This is a genomic window from Paenibacillus jamilae (assembly GCF_050482105.1).
Lineage (GTDB): Bacteria > Bacillota > Bacilli > Paenibacillales > Paenibacillaceae > Paenibacillus > Paenibacillus jamilae_B.
This window is the reverse complement of the sequence record NZ_JBCNHI010000020.1, coordinates 500,199-522,255: the sequence shown is the minus strand read 5'-3', so window position 1 is coordinate 522,255 and position 22,057 is coordinate 500,199. Positions and strand designations below refer to the sequence as shown.

Here is a 22,057-nt window from a genome sequence, read left to right as displayed (position 1 = left end):
TTCCAACAAACCTCATCGGTGTATTCAAAAACTTGGATGTACATCGAATATAAAGGGCTGGGAGCTACTTTTCAAGAGGTCTTTTCTATAATTTCGTAGATTTATTCAAGCACTTCAACCAAATGTTATCTGATGCTGCTTCAAGTTGCAACTAGGCAACACTTTCTTTGACCGAATCTTCCTGCTTGCGCACAGATTTTATACGTGATATAAGCTTTTTCCCCAATCGGATGCCAGGCTGTTCAATCCAAGTGTAGGTAATCCAGGAAAGTCCGGCGGTGAATAGCAGCGTCATGACGAACATAAGGATGAGGCTGACTAGGGGAGCAAAGGGTAACCTAATCTGCACGATTAGCCCTAGGACCAGCATATGCGTCAAATACATACTGTAACTGAGGCGTCCGATCCATGACCACACCTGATTAAGCAGCCACATCGGCTGCCAATGATATAGAGCGTACGCCCCCAGCAGCATTCCGACACCTATGAGATAATCCGTCATACCTCCAAAAAACGCAAACAATACAGTAGCAAGCAACAAGCCTCCACTGAGCGGGTCTACGCTTTTCCAATGACGCTCGTCTTTCCAAATGAAGAATAACAATATCCCCAGTCCAAAGACAGGCAGTTGATTCGGAAACCATAGATACAGATAATGCCCCCATAAAGAATGATCACTAATCAATGGATATTGAGCAAACACCGTATTTAGCCCGGAGCTTGCGACAAGCATTATGACGACAACCCAAGTCGCATGGCGGACAGACCGAATCAACCTAAATAAGAGCGGAATACATAGATAAAACATGCATTCCACTGCGATGGACCATTCCACACCGATAATGCTGTTGATCCAATACGGATTGAGGCCGTTCACAAACAGAACATGGGCTGCAATATTAGTGGCAGTTACTCCCTCCTGATCTCCAAGCCAAAATCGCGGACCTGTCCCATTCACCATTAAATAGATTCCTAACATCACGTAATACAAAGGTGCAATTCGGAAAAACCGACGCAACAGGTAAGTCGTTATTCCTTCTCTCTTGTCACTCGAACGCCTGCTCAGGGATAGAAACAGCGTAAAAGCGCTCGCCATATAAAATAAAGCGACTCCTTTGGCTCCTAGACTTAAGCCTTTTTGCAACCAGCCGTTTAATCCGTCCACATGCTGGCTGACATGCACAAGCAATACCCCGATAATCGCCAGCGCCCTTAACGTATCTACAAATTGCAACTTGTCTTGGTCCCTATTCCCCATGTCTTCGGGCATCATTTTCCTCCACGATACATTTTGTATCTATAATACACAAAATGTATCGTCCAAGTAAATATCTCTACGGATGTAAAAAAACACTTTTTGACCGCACAGAGATACGGTCAAAAAGTGTTGAGTTTGTCACACTATAATTCAGCTATCCCTATTCCCTTACGTATACCAAAAAACAAACTGAAGATAATACCAGTAGTATGCATTTGGCTTTATTTGTTCAGATGAAAAGGTACAGTCGTTACGATGACGTCTTTGTAATTAATTAAATAAGCTCTCATCAGCAAACTCGTCTGATTGTGCAGAATATTTTCCCACCAATGTTTAGTGATAAATTGCGGAATGAGAACTGTAATATGATCCTCATCTGCTTTTTTCCACTCTACGGTATCAATGAATTTGCGGAGCGGATTGATGATGCTGCGATAACGGGATCTCAGCACTACTAAACGTATGCCCACATCCCACTCTTCCCACTTCTGTTCCATTTTTTGAATCGCTTCATCATCCACACCCACATATACGGCAACCACATTGTCCGACAAGGTTTTGGCATAGCTGATAGTATTCATAACGACTCGAGTAATGCCTGCCACCGGTATAATAATCGTGTTGCCTTTCACCATAGGTTTGTCCTTCGTGATATCAATGCGCAGTTGTTCTGCCGTATTTTTGTAATGTCTGTTGATCTTCATAAAGAAATACAATACCAAAGGCAGGAAGATAAAGACTACCCACACCTGGCTAAACTTTGTAAAAATAAAGATAAGCGTAATCGACAGCGTCGTTAGCATCCCAATTGTATTAATAGCCAATTTGACAACCCAACCAGCAGGTTTGAGCCGAATCCATCGAATCATCATCCCGAGCTGCGACAGGGTAAACGGGATAAATACCCCTACGGCATAAAGCGGAATGAGATTTTCTGTGTTGCCACCAAAAACGATAACCAACAATGCCGAGAAGACACTCAGAAACAGGATACCGTTAGAATAGCCGAGTCGATCTCCACGAACCATGAACATATGCGGCATGTATTTGTCCTTTGCGAGCATAAAAGCGAGCAACGGAAAGGCTGAGTAGGCTGTGTTGGCCGCCAAAAACAAGATAAGCGCCGTCACGCCTTGAATGATGTAATATATGATACCGCGCCCAAAGGTGGCATTTGCAATTTGCGAAATAACTGTTTCTTGCGGATTAGGACGAACCCCGTACCAATAAGCCAGCAAACTAATTCCGATAAACATACAGCCAAGAATCAAGCCCATCATCATCAATGTAGTTGCCGCATTTTTGGCAGCAGGCTTGCGGAAATTCGGAATGGCATTCGAAACAGCTTCCACACCGGTTAGCGCTGAACAGCCCGAGCTGAATGCTTTCAATAAGAGAAACAGACTGACGTTGGATACCGTAGCTCCAAATTGCGGCGCGGCTGCGTGGGCCCCTCCTGCCAAATAATGAATGACACCACTAATAATCAAGACAAAAATGGCAACAACAAATAAGTAAATCGGTATAGCCAGCACCGAGGCAGATTCCGTCACTCCGCGCAAGTTCATAATAGTCAAAAAGATAATCATGACCAAAGCAATTGCGATCCGATGATCATGTAACGAAGGGAACGCTGAGGTAATGGCATCTGTACCTGCCGATGAGCTAACAGCTACCGTTAGAATATAATCGACCAGCAGAGAGCCGCCTGCAATCAGACTCGAACTTTTTCCTAAATTGTCCTGCGCGACAATGTACGCTCCCCCACCACCGGGATAAGAAAAAATGGTCTGTCTATACGACAGGATCAGAATAATTAGCAAACCCAATACCGCAATGGATATAGGGATGGAATACCATAGAGCAGCGAAGCCCGCTGTAATTAATACCAGCAGAATTTGCTCCGTTCCGTAAGCTACAGAGGACAATGCATCTGAGGACAGAATGGCCAGTGCCTTGAGCTTATTCAGTTTCTCATCTTCAAGTGCCGTCGATTTTCGCGGACGACCGATTAATAACCTTTTGACTTTACTTAGCATTTCGTTGACTCCTTCTTTGGATGAGGGTTTTGCAAAAGAACTATGAATCGTTTATTTATTATGTCACCTGCACACCAGATTGATGAAACAAATGAACTATTATTTTATACTCCCTCATCCAGAAAAAAACAATAAGGAATGCTCCCTAAAAAGAGCATTCCCGAGTAAGAAAGAGTATTTCGATAAAATACCCTTATGTATACAGTATTTTGAACCTTTCAGGCGTAATTCCTTCTGCACGGCGGAAAGTTGCCACAAAATGGCTGACATCTCGGAAGCCTACACGCTCTGAAATCTCTTTCACCGTTAACTGCGGGTATTCCGTCATCATTTCCTTCGCCTTCCGCAACCGAATTACAATCAGATAAGCATAAGAAGTCACACCGAACGCTTGCTTAAACAATGTATTTAGATGACGAGCGCTGACATTCATCATCACGGCCATGTCCCTTAAGCCCACATCTGGACTGGCATAATTTTGCTCCATAAAGGTCAGTACAGGAGTTAATCGTTCGACATTATGAGATAGGGAAGGCATCGAGCTATGTTGTCCATGTTTACGCAGCAGAGTCAGAAAACGGTACATATTGGCCGAAGCATCTAATCCAGACAAATCACGTTCACTAACCATGGAGTGTAACATGTTTTCACCAAAGCTGTGCAGCTCGTTATCCGGGTCCCAATGATACCCTCGCGTATGCTTCAATCCGAGTGCAGTCAATACAGCTGCGGCGATCGGTCCATCAAATGTGATGTATAACGTTCGCCACACCTTGGTCGCCCGTCTGTATGCATGGGCTTCACCAGGCAGCAGCAGAACCCCGGACTGTTCACCCAAACGAAAAGTCCCCCCTTTATATGTAAACATCCCCTCACCGGACACCGTCTGAATCCAGTGAAAGCACGGATAGCCCTCTGGACGGGATACGTCCTCCTGTCTGCTATTAAATCCGATACTTTCAATAAAAAGGGGTAAAGAATGCTCACGAGTAGTCAGAAAAAATCGCAAATGATGGGGAGTCAAAATCATAAAAGCACCTCCGGCGTATGCGGTATTTATTTCTCATGTAGATCCATATTGTTATATACATGTTCATTTTATTATATTTAAAAGCATTTATTTGTATTATAAGATAGGATTATTCTTATATACAGAGGTGATGGGCATGATAAGCAACAAACTTCCTAAAGTATTTTACGGTGGAGATTACAACCCTGAGCAATGGGATGAGGCCACGCATCAGGAGGATTTACGGATGTTCAAGCAGGCTGGTATTGATATCGCCACGCTTAACGTTTTCTCATGGGCTAAAATTCAGTCTGACGAAATCACATATCATTTTGAGTGGCTGGATCAGCTAATTGATAATCTTTATGAAAGCGATATCTTCGTTTGTCTAGCTACTAGTACGGCAGCGCATCCTGCTTGGATGGCTACCCGTTATCCAGACATTCTTCGGGTCGATGCTGACGGGCGTAAGCGAAAATTCGGTGGACGCCATAACTCTTGTCCGAACAGTCCAACCTATCGAAAATACGCAGAGCAGATGGCCGACCGACTTGCTGAGCGATACAAAGACCATCCCGCGATCCTCGTGTGGCACGTATCCAATGAGTATGGCGGGGATTGCTATTGTGACAACTGCGCTGCAGCGTTCCGGGTATGGCTTAAACAAAAATACGGATCATTGGAAGAGCTAAACAGAGTGTGGAATACTTCCTTCTGGGGTCATACCTTCTACGACTGGGATGAAATTGTCCCTCCCAATAATCTGAGCGAACATTGGGGAGAAAATCACTCCACCTTCCAGGGCATATCACTTGATTATGCGCGCTTCAATTCAGACAGTATTCTGGATTGCTATCTGCTGGAATATAACGCGATTAAAAAACATATTCCCGATGCTGTGGTAACAACGAATCTGATGGGCTTTTTTAAGCAACTGGATTATTTTAAATGGGCTAAGCACATGGATATTGTATCTTGGGACAGCTACCCCGGTGCTAATACTCCGATAAGCTATACAGCGATGGCGCATGATCTGATGCGCGGCTTGAAGGATGGGCAGCCCTTTATGCTGATGGAGCAGACACCTAGCCAGCAGAATTGGCAGGCGTATAATTCGCTTAAACGCCCTGGTGTTATGCGGTTATGGAGTTATCAGGCTGTAGCCCATGGCGCGGACACGGTCATGTTTTTCCAGCTTCGCCGCTCGATCGGTGCTTGTGAGAAATTCCACGGGGCCGTAATTGAGCATGCCGGGCACGAGAACACACGTGTATTTCGCGAGGTGGCACAGCTAGGCAGTGAGCTTGGCGCTTTAGGCAACACACTGCTTGACGCGACTGTTGATGCCAAAGTAGCTATTTTATTCGATTGGGATAATTGGTGGGCATTGGAAAAATCAAGCGGTCCTTCTGTCGCCTTAAATTACGTAGATCAGGTGCATAAGTATTATGCTACTCTCTTCCGGCGCAATGTACAGGTAGACCTGATTTCTGTGGATACAGATTTCCAAAAATATGATCTCATTATCGCGCCTGTACTCTACATGGTCAAGCCGGGTACATCCGAGAAGCTGGAACAATTCACAGAGCGTGGCGGCACCTTCCTTACGACCTTTTTCAGTGGCATTGTAAATGAAAACGATCTGGTCACAACCGGCGGATATCCTGGTAAGCTGCGTAATCTGCTCGGAATCTGGGTGGAGGAAATTGATGCGCTTCTACCGGGATCACACAATCGCATTATATTGAAAGAAAAAGTGGGCGTGTTGGAAGGTGAATATAAATGTGGGTTGCTCTGCGACTTGCTGCATAGCGAAGGAGCCGAGGTGCTGGCAGAATACGGCGATGATTTCTATCAGGGCATGCCTGTGCTGACACGCAATCGTTTTGGTCAAGGTGAGGCGTGGTACGTCGCTTCTGACCCTGAGGAGTCTTTTCTTGATGGACTGCTGAATTACATTTGTGAGCAAAAAGGGATTGCGTCCCTGTTGCGTGCTCCTGCGGGCATAGAAGCGACGGTACGGTCCAAAGATGGAAAGTCATATCTATTCGTTCTGAATCATAATGCCCAGACGCAGCAATATCATCTGGATGACCAAAAAGGAAAAGAGCTGATCAGCGGCAAATTCCTGGAGGGGGATATTACTATGGAAGGATACAGCTTCCAAGTGCTGGAGCTATCCTAATCAATCAAATCTGACTTATACAGTTTATTTTACTGCACAAAGGTCATTTAGTATCAAAGGAGTTAATCATGAAACGACTGCTATGGATCGGCAGCTTGTCTTATTTTTTAATTGGTTTGGCACATGTGGTTGTAGGCTCTCTACTCCCCGTCTTGCTAGAGCATTATGGTAGAAGCTACACGGATGGCGGAAGCCTGATTTTCGCTCAATTTTCCGGCTTTCTGGCTGGAGTTCTACTATCACCGTGGCTTGCGCGGAATTTCGGTAAACGCCGAAGTCTGGTATTTGCCCTACTTTTGCTGTGTGCGGCTGAAGTGCTGTATTCTATACTCCCGCCTTGGGGCTGGCTATATGTAGTCGGGGCAGTAGCCGGATTTGGCTTCGGCATGGTAGAGACAGTCATAGGTACTATTGTTATTGGGGGTATTACCCAAGGAACGGGCGCGGCTATGAGCCGTCTGGAAGTCTTTTTCGGAATAGGCGCCTTGGCAATGCCGGCTATCGCCAGCCAGTTCATTGCTCTAGGTTGGTGGCGACTGGCATTTCCCATCATCTCCTTGTTTGCAGCCGTAGCCACTATAGCTTGGCTGCGCGGGTCCTTTGGCACACTGGATGCTTTATTGGACGAACAGGAACACCGAAGTGACAACCATAATTCTACTAATTCACTAAATTCACCTATGGAGAAGGCTTCTAAAAGCAGCCCTATAGGCAATTGGAAGCTCCTTGCATTATTTATTGTTTTTTTCTTTATCTACGTAGGAACAGAGATGAGCCTGGCTAATTTTCTGCCCTCCATGTTCATCGAGCGACTCGGTCTCACGCAAGCCGAAGCAGCTCTCAGTGTTACCTGCTTTTGGCTGGCAATGGCCTTCGGGCGGTTATTTACAGGCTACATTGCCGATCGATACGGCTACGGTGTCTTTGTCGCTCTAAGCTCACTTGCAGCGGCCCTGCTGCTGTGTGTGTTCCCGTTGATTCAAGGCACTGCTGGTGCCTTTGTCCTTATAGTACTGCTGGGACTCGGTATGTCCGGCATCTTTTCTATCGCTCTTGTGTTTGCCAGCAAAATGATGCCAGGTACAGAAGAATCGACCACCAGCCTACTTATCGGTGCAGGCGGAGTCGGTGGGGCGCTGCTGCCCTTATGGCTTGGAAACAGTATGGATCGTGGAGGAGCCGTCGCTTCAGCATGGTTACTGGCGGGATTTGCTTGTATCCTATGCCTGCTTGGCGGCATTCTGTACGCCCGATATGTGCGCAAAAAGCGGCTTCAAGCCGTTTCATCATGATGTAAGCCTACTACCGGCACCTTCAAATGTATCCTTTGATGATAATCAAGGATACATTTGAAGGTGCTTCTTGCATACTAGACGAATGTACCTTGTACAGGAGCCTGTTTTTAATCAAAATAGATTGTTTACTATGAAACACAGGACAGATATCCATGCCTCCTCTAGATGAATGGAGTACTATACAACAAACCATATGGAGGTGTTTGTATTGGGTCGTCCTGAATTGAAAGGAAAAAAAGGCCGTAAAAAAGATGTTTTTGTTCGTGCCTGGTTTGATAAGCTAGAAAAAAAGTTTGAGGAAGGGCCCCCTAAAAAAAGAGGACGCTCGAAACGGAAATCGCTTGGTAAAGACATTATTGTCAGAAAGCAAGTCGTACATGTGAATATTAATCAGGATGCTGAAGGGGATTCCAGAGCCACAGGTGATTTAGCACAATTCGGGTATATTTATAATGTGAGACCCCAAGTCGTTCCAATTGAAGGCGAGGTCATTTTGGATACGAACGGCATACTTACGCCCGGGATCGCTCACCTTCCAGGGACTACACAGATTGCTATAGCTGATGCAGGGAAGTATGAAGTTCACTTCTCCGTATCAGGTGTAGAGCCTAATCAATTCGCCATCTTTATTAACGGCGCACTGGCTGAGGGAACCGTGTACGGCTCAGGAGCCGGGACACAGCAGAACACAGGGCAAGCTATCCTCGCCCTGGCATGCGGTGATGTCCTAACTCTGCGTAACCATAGCTCTACTGCTGCTGTTACCCTACAGACCAAGGCCGGGGGAATTCAAACCAGCATAAACGCCTCTGTCCTCATTAGAAAACTGGGATAGGCTTAGCCCTCTGCTAAGCCCCAGTATACTAAAAAAGGGTTTATCCATCGCATAAGGATAAACCCTGAATACTCTTAAAAGGCTATTATGATCCCTTTGTCATTCGCATACATTGAACTAATCCCCCTGGTGGACACAATATGAATATCTTTAAATTGATAGCGGTTCTTTAAGGTATTCATTAACTTTTGTGCCAGTCCGGGATTATTGCAATGAGTAATAACGATGCTTTCCCCTTCGGTACTACGCCCACTTTTTTCAATGGTATCTGCCAACTTTTCAATGATTTGATTTTGACCACGGGCTTGAGTGAATAATGCGATGTTGCCGTCACCGTCCGAACCTAAAATGGGCCTGATATGCAAGAATGAGAGTATCTTTCCAGTGATTTTATTCATTCGTCCGTTCTTGACTAAATTATCTAGATTCTCCAAAACAAAATAGGTTTTCATCTTGCTGATAAAATTCTCCAAGGAAGAGATAATTTCACTTTTATGATATCCTTCGTCGATCAGCTTGCGTAGTTTTAGAGCTAACAAGAGCTGTCCAGCCGATGCGCTTTTCGAATCGAATACATGAACATCCGCGCCCTCTTCTTCTGCCATATCCTTTGCTACTAATGCACTGGAATACGAGCTGGACAGGTTGCTGGATAAGGTAATGGCAAAAGAAGTATGCGCACCTTGAAAGGCTTCCTTATACAGCATAGGTGACGGTGAAGCGGAACCAATCTTGGTTGTACAGGCTTTCATTTCTTCCATAAACTGAGGCAAGTCCAATGTGTCATCATCTATGAAGCATTTTTCACCCAATGTCATGTTTAATGGAATCGTAGTTACTTGCATCTCTTCTTTAAGCTCTGTCGTTAAGTCGCAGCAACTATCTGCTATGATTTTATATCTCACCCAGTACACCCTCACATTATGTTATTTTTCATTAGAATCCGCATTCATCTCACATCATCATATTGCAAGAAAGCTCAATTAACCGTATCGGCATTTCTAATGCACATCGCCTTTTCCCTAAACCCGTAAGCGCTATCGTCATTTTTGAACTGGATACATATAGGTGTTTACTGAAAAAGGAAGGATTAATTTCATTATCTCGACGTTGAACTAAATAGGGATACTATGTACTATAATGAATTGCCAACGAGAATAACAATGAATTATTTGTGAATTTTATGCTTGCTGAGTTTCTATTTGCTCAGAGATTTCTTAGCCGAAAACAAAAAATCTTTCATCTCATTCATTGACTCGTTACCATTAAATAGCATATTACAGTGTTTACATTAAAATAGGCTTCATTATATGTATGTGATCCTTATCGCTTTTACGGTATATTTCACCAAAGATCTATGGACGGAGATGTCGGTGAAATCAACGGATCTATCCAAAATGACAATAAACAATATGTTGCTAGTGTGTTATGACAAAATAAATCGTACAAAGGCTAGTTTTGTATATCCCCATAATAACAAGCAGGACCAAAACATTGTTTGGACTATATTGGAAAAAAATATTAGTATTTATAAGAAAAGGCCAACCATAAATGCTGGTTAACCTTTTCATTTCAAGCATGTTCTACGCTTCTGCACGAATATGAACTAACTTTACAGCACCGCTTTAACCGTGTCTTGTACTTGTTTCAGCAATCCCTTATAGCCTTCCTCATCAAGGTAGCCGATACTTCCTAGCAGCAAGTGACCGACCGATTCAATTCCCACGAAATCAAAAATTCCTGTATCTGATGTAAGCTTCAATCCTGCGGTCATACCGATTTCATCGTAGATCGCGTTGGGCGTACCATGTGTGTTCACGATAAACCCTTTTTTACCTGTAAGCAGCTTATTAATCCCCTCTGCACCAGCCGTATATGCAAAGCCGTACGCGAATACACGATCAACGTACCCTTTCAGAATCGCAGGAAGACCTGTCCACCAAATAGGCGAAATAAAAGTAATCGTATCGGACTGTGAGATATGCTCCTGCTCTACTTTGATGTCAGTTGGCGTTTGCCCAGCTCTCATCGCAGCAGTATCCTCAGGTTTTAGTACCGGTTGAAAATCAAGAGCATATAGATCGCGTACAACAACTTCGTCGCCTTTTTCCTTCAAGGTAGTTACAACCGTTTCCAATATCGCGTGATTAAAGCTTTCCGCGTTAGAGTGAGCATAGATAATAAGATGTTTCATTTTTATGACCTCCAGATGTTTTATTGTTATTTTGGCATTTGTATAGATATCTATACATTTACTTAAAAAAATTTAAAACCTGTCTTTTACATGCTCCAGCAGATATTCCAGTTGTTTTTGTTCCTCGTCTTTGAGACCCCCATAGATGGTTTCTTTTAATTTATTGGAGATTGTCTCAAATATAGGTTCCAGCTCTTTTCCCTTCTCGGTAAGATAGATCAGAGTAACCCGGCTATCCTCCCTTTCTTTTTTTCTTTCTACATATCCCAACTTTACTAGCTTGTCGATCAAAACAGTGACTGTGGGCTGCTGACGGGCAATTTTTTGCGTCAATTCCTTAATGGAAAGCCCATCCGTTTGGTACAAGAACATTAGTATCCCCCCATGGGTAGGTACAATTCCTTCAACTCCATAGGATTCAAGCTCAGATACAATTAATTTATTGATCGAGTCTCTAATGGTTCCAACAAGTGCAGCAGCATTATTTTTTAACATACAAGCATTATTACATAGACATCTATATATATCAAGTATTTAGTCAGCTCGATCTTATTTTAACGTATGAAAGGGCCGTTCCCGGTGTTCTTGATTAGTTCCTGGGGCAGCCCTTAAAGAATATAACAAAATAATATCAGTAAAATTTATAGTATTTTCTTAAACATTTCGATTACTTGTTCTTTGTTAGGTATGAACGGATTGCCTGGAGCGCAAGCATCCTTCATGGAGTTCTCGGCAAGCAGATCCAAATCTACCTCATGTACACCCAGTTCAGAAAGTTTGGCAGGAATCCCCACTTCCTTCGACAGGTCTTTGATTCTTTGAATTACATAGTCCGCACATTCTTTATCCGTTTTCCCTTTATCTTCAAAACCGATTACCCTAGCGATGGCACGAAACTTTTCTGGTACATGCTTGGCATTCTCCTCTTCCACAATCGGCAGCAGCATAGCATTGCAAACCCCATGAGGTAAATCGTATACCCCACCAAGCTGATGAGCCATAGCATGAACGTAACCCAATCCGGCATTATTAAATGCAAGTCCTCCCAAGAAAATAGCGAAAACCATCTGTTCACGTGCTTCTATATCATGACCGTCGCTCACTGTACGGGCCAAATTGTTAAAAATAAGTTCTACTGCTGCCAACGCGGTCGCATTTGTAACAGGATAGGAACCCGGAGTAACCAAAGCTTCAATGGCATGGGTCAAAGCATCTAGTCCAGTAGCTGCGGTTAATGCGGCGGGTTTGTCTACCATCAGTTCTGGGTCGTTGACTGAAATCGTAGCGACGCTATTCTTGTCAACCATAACCATTTTGACTTTGCGCTCTTCGTCCGTAATGACATAATTAATTGTAATTTCAGCTGATGTTCCTGCCGTTGTATTGATAGCCACAATAGGCAGCGATTTATGCTTGGATTTATGAACGCCCTCATACTCGGTTATATGTCCTCCGTTGGTAGCAATAATGCCAATTCCCTTGGCCGTATCCTGTGGAGATCCTCCGCCAATAGAAATTAAGAAGTCACAGCCGTTTTCTTGTAAAAATTGAACGCCATCATGCACATTTTTACAGGTCGGATTGGGCTTGACCTCATCATATACTATATAGTCCAAGCCAATATCATTCAGCAAGGATGTGACCTTGCCTGCAATCCCACTCTTCATCAAAGACTTATCTGTCACGACTAGTGCTTTGTTTAAATGTAGTTCTTTTATATAGGGTCCAACTTCATGCAAACAGCCTTTTCCCATCAGATTGATAGATGGTACAAAAAATACATGTGCGCTCATAAACATCTGCCTCCTAAGGATTCACTTTTGATTCCTCGCTAAATACAAACTACTCTAAAGTGAAACATTTCACATTTGTAATCTTATCTTTATTTAATTTTGATGTCAATATAAAAACACAGATATTACTTTGTTTTATTTTTGTTTATTTTGTTTTTTGGATCAGTCCAATATTTGGTACACAACTAATCGGAGGCAGCCTCGTACAACTTAGATGAACACATTAACAACGAGGTGATGACAGCATGACAATCAACAAGAAAGCATGGCTAGCTCTGCTGGCGGTATTACTGCTCCAAGCAACCCCAACTTACGCCAAATCAGCGTCGCTGACTCCAGTAACAAGCGTGTATGTGGATGATCAGCCGCTTCAGCTTACTGCGCAACCTCTACTGAAAGACGGGACAACACTCTTCCCTATGCGTCAGTTGTTTGAGTCTCAGGGAGCTGTGCTTACCTGGAACGAATCCAGCAAAACCGTTACAGCAACCAAAAACGACATAGCACTGACCTACCGCATCGGAGAAGTCACCGCCACTCTCAATGGCAAAACGCTATCGCTGAACGTTCCAGGACAGATTGTTGAGGGCAACACAATGATTCCACTGCGCTTTGTGAGCGAAGCACTTGGAAGCACAGTGAAGTGGGATGCCCTAACCCGGACGATCCGAATTGCCTCCAAAGAAGATTTTTCCACAACAGTTCTTTCTGGGGTTAACCTGCGCAGCAAACCGGATTCATCAGCAGCCTCCCCTTCGCTGCGGCTTATTTCAGCCGACGAAAAGGTTCATGTCATCCGCGAGGTCAATGCCCTCTGGCTTGAAGTGCGTACTAAAGACAAACTGACCGGATTCATATCGGCAAAACCCAAATACAGCGACTATTCCAGCCCGTCTTTGGCGAAACGCCAAGGAGATGAACTGATCGCTTATGGTGAGAAATTCCTCGGTACCCCTTATGAATTCGGCGCAGCAACCGGACAAACATCGACCTTTGATTGTTCTTCTTTTGTGGGGGAAGTATTCCGGCATACGCTCTCTATTGACCTTCCCCGTGTCTCTTACGATCAGGCTAAAGAAGGCCGGGAAGTCGGGCTGAACGAGCTGCGCAAAGGCGACCTGCTGTTCTTCAGTGCGCGTGGGCTGGCGATCGGCCATGTAGCGATCTATGCAGGGGACAACAAATTGCTGCATACCTTTTCCAAAGATCAAGGCGTTCATTTTGAGACGTTTGACGATAAATGGAAGAAGCGTTTCGTAACAGCCCGCAGAATGTTTTAGGACAAGCCGGATAACCCATCACCACAGGCTGTTCCAATACAACAACCATTAGATTGCCTTTTGCCGGACGCTCCCTTGCGGTTTGCGTTCAGGCGGCAAAAGGTCTTGAATCTTTCCCATCAGGTCTGCTTAAATAGGTTTAATAGATTGTGCAGAACACACGAATATGTATGCTAATTATAGAAAGGAGGAATCGTTATGCAATTTGAGACAGATCGGCTCATCATTCGTGATATTTGCAGATCCGATTGGAGAAGTATACATACCTACACGTCATTGCCTCAAGTTACTAGGCACACAGCATGGGGACCCAATACAGAAGAAGATACCAAGGCATATATAGAACAAGTTCTGGCCTCACAGCAGAAAAAGCCACGACAAGACTACGAACTAGCCATATGTCTGAAAAATACTGGAATTCTGATCGGCGGCGTTGGTATTCATGTCAAAGATACTAATGCAGAAATGGGTTATATTTTAAACCCAGATTATCAAGGCAAGGGGTATGCAACAGAAGCGGCACGAGGCCTGCTAGGATTTGGATTTAGCACACTGGGTGTCCATCGTATTTATGCAACATGTCGTCCAGAAAATAAAGCTTCTGAGAAGGTTATGCAACAGATCGGCATGCAACGTGAAGGTATAATGCGAGAACACTGGTACTACAAAGGCGAGTTTCATGATTCATATTTGTACTCTATTCTTGCTGAGGAATATAACAGGACATAACAGGTATTTTTTACATCTTGAGAGACATGTTGCTGCGATAATATAGTTGGAAATAGGTTTGAAGAATTCCTCTGAATGATACAATTTTGATTTTAGGAGGGAACTTACATGGAAGCTTTTTCAGAATATTTAGCGCATATTGATAACCCGCAACATCAAGCCCGAACGGAAGAGGTTTTAGCTTGGGTAACCAAGAAGTTTCCAAATTTAATGCCAAAAATTGCGTGGAAACAGCCTATGTTTACCGATCACGGTACATTTATTATTGGCTTTAGCGTAGCCAAACATCATTTGGCTGTTGCCCCTGAAAGGGCAGGGATTAATCATTTTTCTGATTTAATTGTGCAGAGTGGCTATGATCACACCAAGCAGTTGATACGTATCCCGTGGGATAGTGCAGTTGATTTTTCATTACTTGAGAAAATAGTCGAGTTTAATATTTTGGATAAGGCAGACTGTTCAACCTTTTGGCGGGAATAAAAAAATAGGATGGGCCAATGCAACCAACTCATCTGCATATTCCCAAGCAGTCTTCAGTCACTCAATGTAATGCTGATATTTCTCATGCTCCTCCATACAAGGAGGAGTCATTGTACATACGACATTTTCACAAGCATCAATCTAAAACGATGTGTACTCTACCATTCCCCACCAACATAGAAAGCTATCATTCTTCGAAATCTCATCAGGCCAATGTCCCTTAAAGTAACCCTATGCTATAATGTGGAAAGTATGGATAGATACATATACAGGAGGATTGGAGCAGAATGATTGGGAAGTTTTTGATTTTCTCTCTACTATGGAGTTTGCTCGGCAACCCGTTTTTAGCAATGCTCGTACTCCTAATTGTGATCTATATATTGGATCGTAGCTTTGTCGGTGTATTGCCCAGCATCAGCAAACCGTGGAAAAGAAGACGCAATGCAGCGCGATTGCGTCAACAGATTGCATTAAACACCAACGATGTGGCTGCCAAGTTTGATTTGGCTCGAATTTGGATCGAAAGCAAGAAATACTCACAGGCCTTGGAGCTCCTAGTGGACATTCAATCCCGATATGAAGATTCAGCAGACTATTGGAATGCACGGGGTACGGCTGAGGTACACACAACCCAACTGGAGGATGGAGAACGGCATTTACTCAAGGCACTGGACATTAACCCGCGAGTGCAATACGGAGAACCCTATTTGCATTTAGCCGCAGCTTTCAAGGAACGGGATGTAAATAAATCACTACACTATCTACAGCAATTTCAGGAGATTCAGTCTTCTTCCAGCGAGGGCTATTATCTGACAGGCCTGATGTACCGTATGCTGGGACGCAAGGATGAGTCGATCGCTGCATTTAACCAGTCTATTGCTGTCTATCGTTCTCTGCCCAAATACCGCAAACGAAGTGAGCGCAAGTGGGCTGCACGCAGCTTATTCCGTAAAATAATCAGCTAAATCGCACGCTGAAACACAACAAAGAGGTTCAGGATGAACAGTTAATCTGCCATAATGAACCTCTTTCTTTATTATACTTTTCCGATCTGGAGCATCCTCTCTTGCTCATCGTAACGGCGCATAGCCAAGCCGATTTAGCTCTTCCGCAATCACACGATAACCACGGCTGTTCGGATGTATTCGGTCCAGCGAAAGCAATGCCCGTTCATTGCCTTCAAACGCGGGATAAATGTTCGCTACCCGGTAATTGGGTCCACCCAATGTATAGAGAAACGAGTTGAATTGGCGTACATATACTCCCGCCTCTCTTATCCCTGGAAAAGGATTATACAATCCCACCATTCGAATGATAAATGCCTCACGCTGACCGGCTTTTATTTGATACAGGGCATGTACAATTTGGCGTACATGTTCTTTGGTATGATTCAGTGCTTGTGGAATGGAAGAACCTGAAGAGCCTGGGCCTCCAGCAAGTGTACTGATATATGGACGTAGATCATTGCCGCCGATCGTCACCGTTATGAGTTCAGCCCGGCTGATTGCTGACCGAAAAAGCGGATTGTTGCGAACCATGGACAGCAGCTCTTGCGATGTCAGTCCGTTGATTCCCAGATTCTCGTAACTGACTGGTGTACGGAGATTTCTTTCTGCCATTTGCCGATAGACAGGTACAAAGCCGCCACCTAGCAACGTCCCTGCACCTGTCGTTAAAGAATCTCCAATCGCTGTGTAGTGATACGCCAATGAACCCCACCTCCCTCCGACATAACATATATTATGTAGAAAAAAAGGAAGCGGGACCCGGAGATTCGCTTATTCTTCGTCTATTTCATATACACAATGAAATTGCCCACCATCTGGCAAATCCTCTGATCCATATACAGCAAACCCCACGTTGCGGAAGAAATCTGCCCCCTCCGCATCTGTGTCCACTGTAAGTCGCTTGGGGCTACGCTCTTTAATAAGCGTAAGCAACATCCCTCTACCATACCCTCTATGACGATTTTCAGGCAATACAGCCAGATGATGGAGCACGATCGTTCCATCCTCCTGCTCCTCAAAACCGACAACACCTACAATAAGTCCTTCATCTTCGACACCGAACAACTTCCATTCATCCGAGGCTTGATAGGCACGTAAAGCGGCCTCCCCACGTTCAGGATGATCTAGCACCGCGTAAGTAAGTAACTCCAGTACCTCCTCACGGTCTAAATCTGGTTTTATATTTTTAAACATTGTTAGTCGTCTCTCCTTATATTCTGAAATGAGGTTACACTCTAATTCTCCACAATAAGCAGCGGCCAATTATCTAGCCATTGTTTCTCAAAAACACGTTGACGAAAAGCCGTAGTGTGACGGAACAAGGGGCTTTGGCGTACTCGCATATCCAGCAAATCTTCCAGCCCATGCGGACAAATGACCTCCATTTGATCCTTGGCATTCAATCGAATGGCTACAGCTGTGGCCGTCTCTGGCCAGCGGCTCATCGCATCCTCTATCGAGGAATACGGAGCTTCCCCGTTGCGGATATGCATCCGAGCTTGATTTTTGACAGACCAATTGCGTCCCGCCTGTTTACGATTTAAGGACTGCTCCAGAAACTCGTCTCGCTCCTCTAGTGTATTTTTAGGGTCAAAATAAATAACGTCGATATCGTTTAGAGGCGTAGCCGTTGTGTAGCCATGAAGCTTGTCCCACACACGGTTGCGTACATAGCCCGCAGCTATACAACCTTGCGGAAGCTTCAGCTCCCGCACATAGCGTAAGTCTTCCAGCACCTGTGGATCATTCATATACTGTATAATTCGTAGCACATCTTCTTCCGACTTCATCCTGTACTCAGCTCCCTTTTTTATGAGGACAATTGCTGCACAGACTCTCCTGCTTGAGCCGCGAACCGGGCTGTGCGCTGTGCCAAACGACGGCGTGCGACCAGCAGGAATGGAATACCGATTACAACAGACAGCGCAACCGGAACAAACACAGCAAGTGGCGCCGTTCGACCATAGATATCCAGCAACCAGCCACCAAATAAGGGAGCCAGTACACTACCCAAATTATTAAAGCCGATCGTACCAAAGTAGGTCCCTTTATATTGAGCATCAGCAATTTGATCAATTAGTACGTCCAGCATCGTGAACAATAACACTTCACCTATTGTAAACAGCACCATATCCAGTATAAACGTCCAGCCTGAATGTAGCATACCGCACAGCAGCAAGCTGACCGCAATACATAAATTTCCTGCTATTAATGAATTCACTGGAGAAAAGCGGCTTGCTAACCGCACCAGTGGATACTGAAAAGCCAATACGCAAACCGCGTTGACTGTTAACATGTATGTAAACCACCGAGTACCTTCCTCAAAGGACAATGATAAAAATTGAGGCATCGTCGAATTGGAATGGGCGTAGCCCATCACACAGAATACGGTTCCTAGCAGAATTGGCATAAATATGGGGTCCCGACTGGCTGTTCGGAACGCCTCGCCCATTCGCAGCGGAGCCTCTCCCGCCGCAGTGCCTACATGCAAATCTGATGCATACCGAGTAAACTGGATCAACAGCAGCACCCCGTACAGAGCATACACACCAGCAGCTACCAAGAACGGCGTACCTGTGGATGCCGAGCCCAACATCAAACCAAGCAGCGGTCCTGCCACCACACCAACATTAATTGCCGCATATCTCATATTGTAGACGAGCAATCTTTTCTCCTTGGGGGTTACATCTGATAATAGCGCCCGCGAAGTTGGCTCAAATAAGGATCTGCACAGCCCATTCAGAGCATTAATGACAAAAAAAGCCCAGGCCGCTTCTGCCAACGCAAAAGCGACGAATACAAGTGCCCAGCTCGCGATCGATATTAGCATCACCTTACGCCGTCCGATTCGATCTGAAATATATCCACCGTAAAAGCTGGCAAAAATGCCGACCAGCGAGCTGACCGATACAATTACCCCTGTATGAAACGGGGACACCCCCAGACGGGTGGTCAAATAAATAGACAAAAACGGGATACTCATAGAAGTCGCCATTCGACCAAAAATCGTACCCGTTATAATTGTCCAGGCCAGCGGGTGTATGGAACGAAGCTGCTCTTTCATATATAACTTAGATCCTCCTTCTAGGTTCATGTCTGACAAGGGGGATTTAGTCTAGCACTGGTGAATATAGCGTTCCAGTTCTACACACGTTGCCTGATAGACAGACTGGAGCGCAGACAACTTCACTTGCGCATCTTCAAGTCGGTTCTCCCGTGCAAGCTGTTCAATATCAGACAGTAACTTAGACAAACGCCCCACACCCAAACTCACACTGCCTGATTTTAGCTCATGAGCAGCCTCTACTACTTTTGTGGCTTCACCTGCGGCAACCAGTTCTTTTAACTTGTCGATCTTGGCAGGTGTATCACTAGTATACATTTCAACCAATGACTCAAGTAATCCCGTGCTACCATCCTCGTCCAGCAGCACGATTTCACGAATAACATCCTCATCCAAAATAGGCTCGGATTCCGGTATGGGTAGCCATTTGGCCAGCTTTTCCGAGAGATTTTCAATCTTCACGGGCTTCATCAAGTAATCGTTCACCCCAAGCTCCCGCCCTCGAGCCTGGTCTTCCTCAGACACATTTCCGGTCAAAGAAATGATTGGCACAGGCGGCTGTTGGTTTTCTGCTTCCCACTGGCGGATTGCTTTCGTTGCATCATGACCATTTAGCAGAGGCATATGATGATCCATTAGAATGCAGGCGTAGGCTCGCCCAGAGGCTGCTCTTACTGCGGCTTGCCCATCCTCAACAAAGTCAATATGCTGGAATCCAAGATGGTTAAGCTGTAATTGCACCACTTGACGATTCACCCGATTATCCTCAGCTACCAAAATAGCTTGAAAATGACTATGCTCACGAAGCAACTCGCTACGTGCCATCAAATCACCATTTTCATACTTCTCTGTTTCATCTGCCTGTCCTGATGCCTTTCTGAAGGGAATTTCAAACCAAAACGTGGAGCCCTTGCCTTCTTCGCTGACGACCCCAATCTCTCCCTGCATAAGTTTCACAAATGAGCTGCAGATCCACAGCCCCAGGCCTGTTCCTCCATATTGGGGAGCACTGCCCTCACCGGCTTGCACATAAGGCTGGAACAGCTTGTTCTGATCCTCTGGTGAAATGCCGATGCCTGAATCCTGCACTTCAAAACGAACACGCTGGGAATCTTTTGTTTCCTTAATTAATTTGGTTCGAACAACAAGGTTCCCTTCGCGCGTAAACTTATTCGCATTGTTCAACAGATTAAGCAAAATCTGCATAATCCTTGCCGAATCTCCTTCAAGGTGCTCTGTCACATCAGGATCTGTCTCTACACTCAGACGGTTGCCCATCTGATAGATTTGCGGCTCCAACAACTGCGAGACATGGCTCATAATCGCTTGGACTCTGACATTTCCGATTTCCAGCTCCATCTGCCCTGCTTCTACTTTGGATATATCAAGCAGATTGTTAATCATGTTTAACAGCAGAGAGGCCGACTCACGTATCACAGCGATGGCCTGCCGTTGATCTGGAGACAGTTTAGAGGAAGCTAACATTTCGATCATCCCTAAAATTCCGTTCATCGGCGTTCTGAATTCATGACTAACCACAGCGAGAAAGGTACTCTTTAGGTCATTAGCTCGTATCGCTTCTTCCTTTGTTCGCTTTAATTCAGCATTGCTTTTGGCAAGCTGACGCTGCAGATTGACCAACTCGTTGTTCATCGCTGAAAATTCATTTAGCAGCTTTTCTTCCTCAGCTTTACTTTTTATAACCTCGTCCGTTAATTGTTCGACCGTTCTCCGCAGGACAGCCATTTCTGCTGTCGGTTCCTTCATATTAAAAGGCCCCCTTTACAAAATGACTTACGGGTTGCCAACACTAACATTATCTCTTAAGCGAAAGTATGTCCTCCGCTACCTCGAGCGCTTCCTCCGCGCCTGGTGCATATCCATCTGCCCCCACTTCATGCCATAAGCGTGAATCGAGATTAAAGGGCAAGCCACCAACCATAATTTTCACATGACTCGTAATTGTATTTTGACGGATCACAGTAATCAACTTTTTCACCAGATGGACATGGTAAGCCATGGTAGCTGAGATAGCCACCACATCTGCGTTGTAACTCACAATGGCCTGAAGCAGACTCCGATCAGGTACATTAGCACCTAAATAGTACGTATCCCATCCATCCATCTCGAATATATCAGCCAGCATACGCAGGCCTATTTCGTGCTGTTCACTGCCTACACATGCTGCTACGAGGCTGCGTCCCTTATTTCCAGTACCTATCCATCTGGGATACAGGCTGGAAATAATAAACTGAGTCGCGGCAGTACAAAAATGTTCTTGACCAACGGTGATTTTGCCTTCATGCCACAGACGACCTATTTCATATTGCGAAATTTGAAAAATATATTTATAAGTATGTTGAATAGACATACCTTCATCAAGCAAATGAACGATCCAATCCAAAGCCTGTCTGCGATTACCTGAGAGTAAATATTCCAAATATTGAGTCACATCAGCAGCATAGGGATTGGTATCTGTAATAAAAGAGGCGTATTCCTCCTTCATCCCGATTTGCTGTATCCCTAATTCCAGATGCTCCAGCACCACTGCTTTATCCGAATGATAGAAGTGCTCTACCAACGTCTCCCGAATTAATTGGAAATTGATAATCAAGTCTTCTTGGGTTATGCCGAAACCTTCTAGAAGTCTCTTTAACCAGGAAACATAGTACGTAAATAAAATAGGGCTGTTCACGATTACACTTTCAGCTAAATAGTTCAAACTATATATGGAGTCCTGTTTTGTTTTTACTTTACCGTTGTCCCCAAAGCGCTCCCAAAGATCTGGCTGTAATTCGTATTGTTTGTTGGTAACTAGTTCAGCCAAATCTCCTGCTTGCATCAATAGAGACTCACCCGCGGTATATTGCTGTATACTCATGTACAGCT

The 22,057-nt window shown here is 44.7% G+C and carries 20 protein-coding genes; 7 read left to right on the top strand and 13 right to left on the bottom strand.

Translation table 11 applies throughout. The features are described 5' to 3' along the window. Positions 1–151: 151 nt before the first annotated feature. The 3 genes from ABEW32_RS21310 to ABEW32_RS21300 all read right to left on the bottom strand — a co-directional run bounded on the left by ABEW32_RS21310 (position 152) and on the right by ABEW32_RS21300 (position 4,327). Complete coding sequence (locus tag ABEW32_RS21310) at positions 152–1,270, bottom strand: acyltransferase family protein (protein ID WP_430192018.1); 1,119 nt, start codon at positions 1,268–1,270, stop codon at positions 152–154. Positions 1,271–1,479: 209 nt separating this feature from the next. Continuing rightward, on the bottom strand, positions 1,480–3,297 hold the full coding sequence (locus ABEW32_RS21305) for an APC family permease (protein WP_430191542.1): 1,818 nt from the start codon (positions 3,295–3,297) through the stop codon (positions 1,480–1,482). A gap of 193 nt (positions 3,298–3,490) precedes the next feature. Further along, positions 3,491–4,327, bottom strand: coding sequence for an AraC family ligand binding domain-containing protein (locus ABEW32_RS21300; protein ID WP_430191540.1), 837 nt, complete (start codon positions 4,325–4,327; stop codon positions 3,491–3,493). 136 nt (positions 4,328–4,463) lie between these two features. Between ABEW32_RS21300 and ABEW32_RS21295 the strand changes: the two genes are divergently transcribed. The 3 genes from ABEW32_RS21295 to ABEW32_RS21285 all read left to right on the top strand — a co-directional run bounded on the left by ABEW32_RS21295 (position 4,464) and on the right by ABEW32_RS21285 (position 8,621). Continuing rightward, positions 4,464–6,491 (top strand): beta-galactosidase, encoded by a 2,028-nt coding sequence (locus ABEW32_RS21295; protein WP_430191538.1) that lies wholly within the window; start codon positions 4,464–4,466, stop codon positions 6,489–6,491. A 68-nt stretch (positions 6,492–6,559) separates the two neighbouring features. Beyond that, positions 6,560–7,783: an MFS transporter gene (locus ABEW32_RS21290; RefSeq protein WP_430191536.1), complete on the top strand. Its 1,224-nt coding sequence runs from the start codon at positions 6,560–6,562 to the stop codon at positions 7,781–7,783. Between the two features lie 211 nt (positions 7,784–7,994). After that, positions 7,995–8,621 carry a BclA C-terminal domain-containing protein gene (locus tag ABEW32_RS21285; protein ID WP_430192016.1) on the top strand — a complete coding sequence of 209 codons (627 nt, stop codon included), beginning with the start codon at positions 7,995–7,997 and terminating at the stop codon, positions 8,619–8,621. A gap of 74 nt (positions 8,622–8,695) precedes the next feature. On the opposite strand, the gene ABEW32_RS21280 is transcribed toward ABEW32_RS21285, so the two are convergent. The 4 genes from ABEW32_RS21280 to ABEW32_RS21265 all read right to left on the bottom strand — a co-directional run bounded on the left by ABEW32_RS21280 (position 8,696) and on the right by ABEW32_RS21265 (position 12,608). Continuing rightward, the gene (locus ABEW32_RS21280) at positions 8,696–9,526 is read right to left on the bottom strand and encodes a DegV family protein (protein WP_430191534.1); all 831 of its coding nucleotides are present in this window, start codon (positions 9,524–9,526) and stop codon (positions 8,696–8,698) included. A 707-nt stretch (positions 9,527–10,233) separates the two neighbouring features. After that, on the bottom strand, positions 10,234–10,815 hold the full coding sequence (locus ABEW32_RS21275) for an NAD(P)H-dependent oxidoreductase (protein ID WP_430191532.1): 582 nt from the start codon (positions 10,813–10,815) through the stop codon (positions 10,234–10,236). Positions 10,816–10,887: 72 nt separating this feature from the next. Next, a complete protein-coding gene (locus tag ABEW32_RS21270; protein ID WP_430191530.1) occupies positions 10,888–11,310 on the bottom strand; it encodes a MarR family winged helix-turn-helix transcriptional regulator in 423 nt (140 codons plus the stop codon). Positions 11,311–11,456: 146 nt separating this feature from the next. After that, complete coding sequence (locus tag ABEW32_RS21265; protein WP_430191528.1) at positions 11,457–12,608, bottom strand: iron-containing alcohol dehydrogenase; 1,152 nt, start codon at positions 12,606–12,608, stop codon at positions 11,457–11,459. A gap of 245 nt (positions 12,609–12,853) precedes the next feature. Here ABEW32_RS21265 and ABEW32_RS21260 point away from each other — a divergent pair, with 245 nt between their 5' ends. The 4 genes from ABEW32_RS21260 (at position 12,854) to ABEW32_RS21245 (ending at position 16,062) form a co-directional block, all read left to right on the top strand. After that, positions 12,854–13,888 carry a C40 family peptidase gene (locus ABEW32_RS21260; RefSeq protein ID WP_430191526.1) on the top strand — a complete coding sequence of 345 codons (1,035 nt, stop codon included), beginning with the start codon at positions 12,854–12,856 and terminating at the stop codon, positions 13,886–13,888. A gap of 198 nt (positions 13,889–14,086) precedes the next feature. Beyond that, positions 14,087–14,617 (top strand): GNAT family N-acetyltransferase, encoded by a 531-nt coding sequence (locus ABEW32_RS21255; protein ID WP_430191524.1) that lies wholly within the window; start codon positions 14,087–14,089, stop codon positions 14,615–14,617. A gap of 108 nt (positions 14,618–14,725) precedes the next feature. Beyond that, positions 14,726–15,097 carry an iron chaperone gene (locus tag ABEW32_RS21250; RefSeq protein ID WP_430191522.1) on the top strand — a complete coding sequence of 124 codons (372 nt, stop codon included), beginning with the start codon at positions 14,726–14,728 and terminating at the stop codon, positions 15,095–15,097. A 287-nt stretch (positions 15,098–15,384) separates the two neighbouring features. Continuing rightward, a complete protein-coding gene (locus tag ABEW32_RS21245; protein ID WP_430191520.1) occupies positions 15,385–16,062 on the top strand; it encodes a tetratricopeptide repeat protein in 678 nt (225 codons plus the stop codon). 105 nt (positions 16,063–16,167) lie between these two features. Here the strand turns inward: ABEW32_RS21245 and ABEW32_RS21240 are convergent, their stop codons facing one another. From ABEW32_RS21240 to ABEW32_RS21215, 6 genes are all read right to left on the bottom strand, one after another. Further along, positions 16,168–16,806 (bottom strand): GDSL-type esterase/lipase family protein, encoded by a 639-nt coding sequence (locus ABEW32_RS21240; RefSeq protein ID WP_430191518.1) that lies wholly within the window; start codon positions 16,804–16,806, stop codon positions 16,168–16,170. A 69-nt stretch (positions 16,807–16,875) separates the two neighbouring features. Then, positions 16,876–17,298: a GNAT family N-acetyltransferase gene (locus ABEW32_RS21235; RefSeq protein WP_430191516.1), complete on the bottom strand. Its 423-nt coding sequence runs from the start codon at positions 17,296–17,298 to the stop codon at positions 16,876–16,878. Positions 17,299–17,339: 41 nt separating this feature from the next. Then, a complete protein-coding gene (locus ABEW32_RS21230; protein WP_016819242.1) occupies positions 17,340–17,894 on the bottom strand; it encodes a nucleotidyltransferase family protein in 555 nt (184 codons plus the stop codon). A gap of 20 nt (positions 17,895–17,914) precedes the next feature. Beyond that, positions 17,915–19,168: an MDR family MFS transporter gene (locus ABEW32_RS21225; protein ID WP_430191513.1), complete on the bottom strand. Its 1,254-nt coding sequence runs from the start codon at positions 19,166–19,168 to the stop codon at positions 17,915–17,917. Between the two features lie 51 nt (positions 19,169–19,219). Continuing rightward, complete coding sequence (locus tag ABEW32_RS21220; protein WP_430191511.1) at positions 19,220–20,935, bottom strand: ATP-binding protein; 1,716 nt, start codon at positions 20,933–20,935, stop codon at positions 19,220–19,222. Positions 20,936–20,984: 49 nt separating this feature from the next. After that, positions 20,985–22,049, bottom strand: coding sequence for a cobalamin B12-binding domain-containing protein (locus tag ABEW32_RS21215; RefSeq protein ID WP_430191509.1), 1,065 nt, complete (start codon positions 22,047–22,049; stop codon positions 20,985–20,987). Positions 22,050–22,057: the final 8 nt, after the last annotated feature.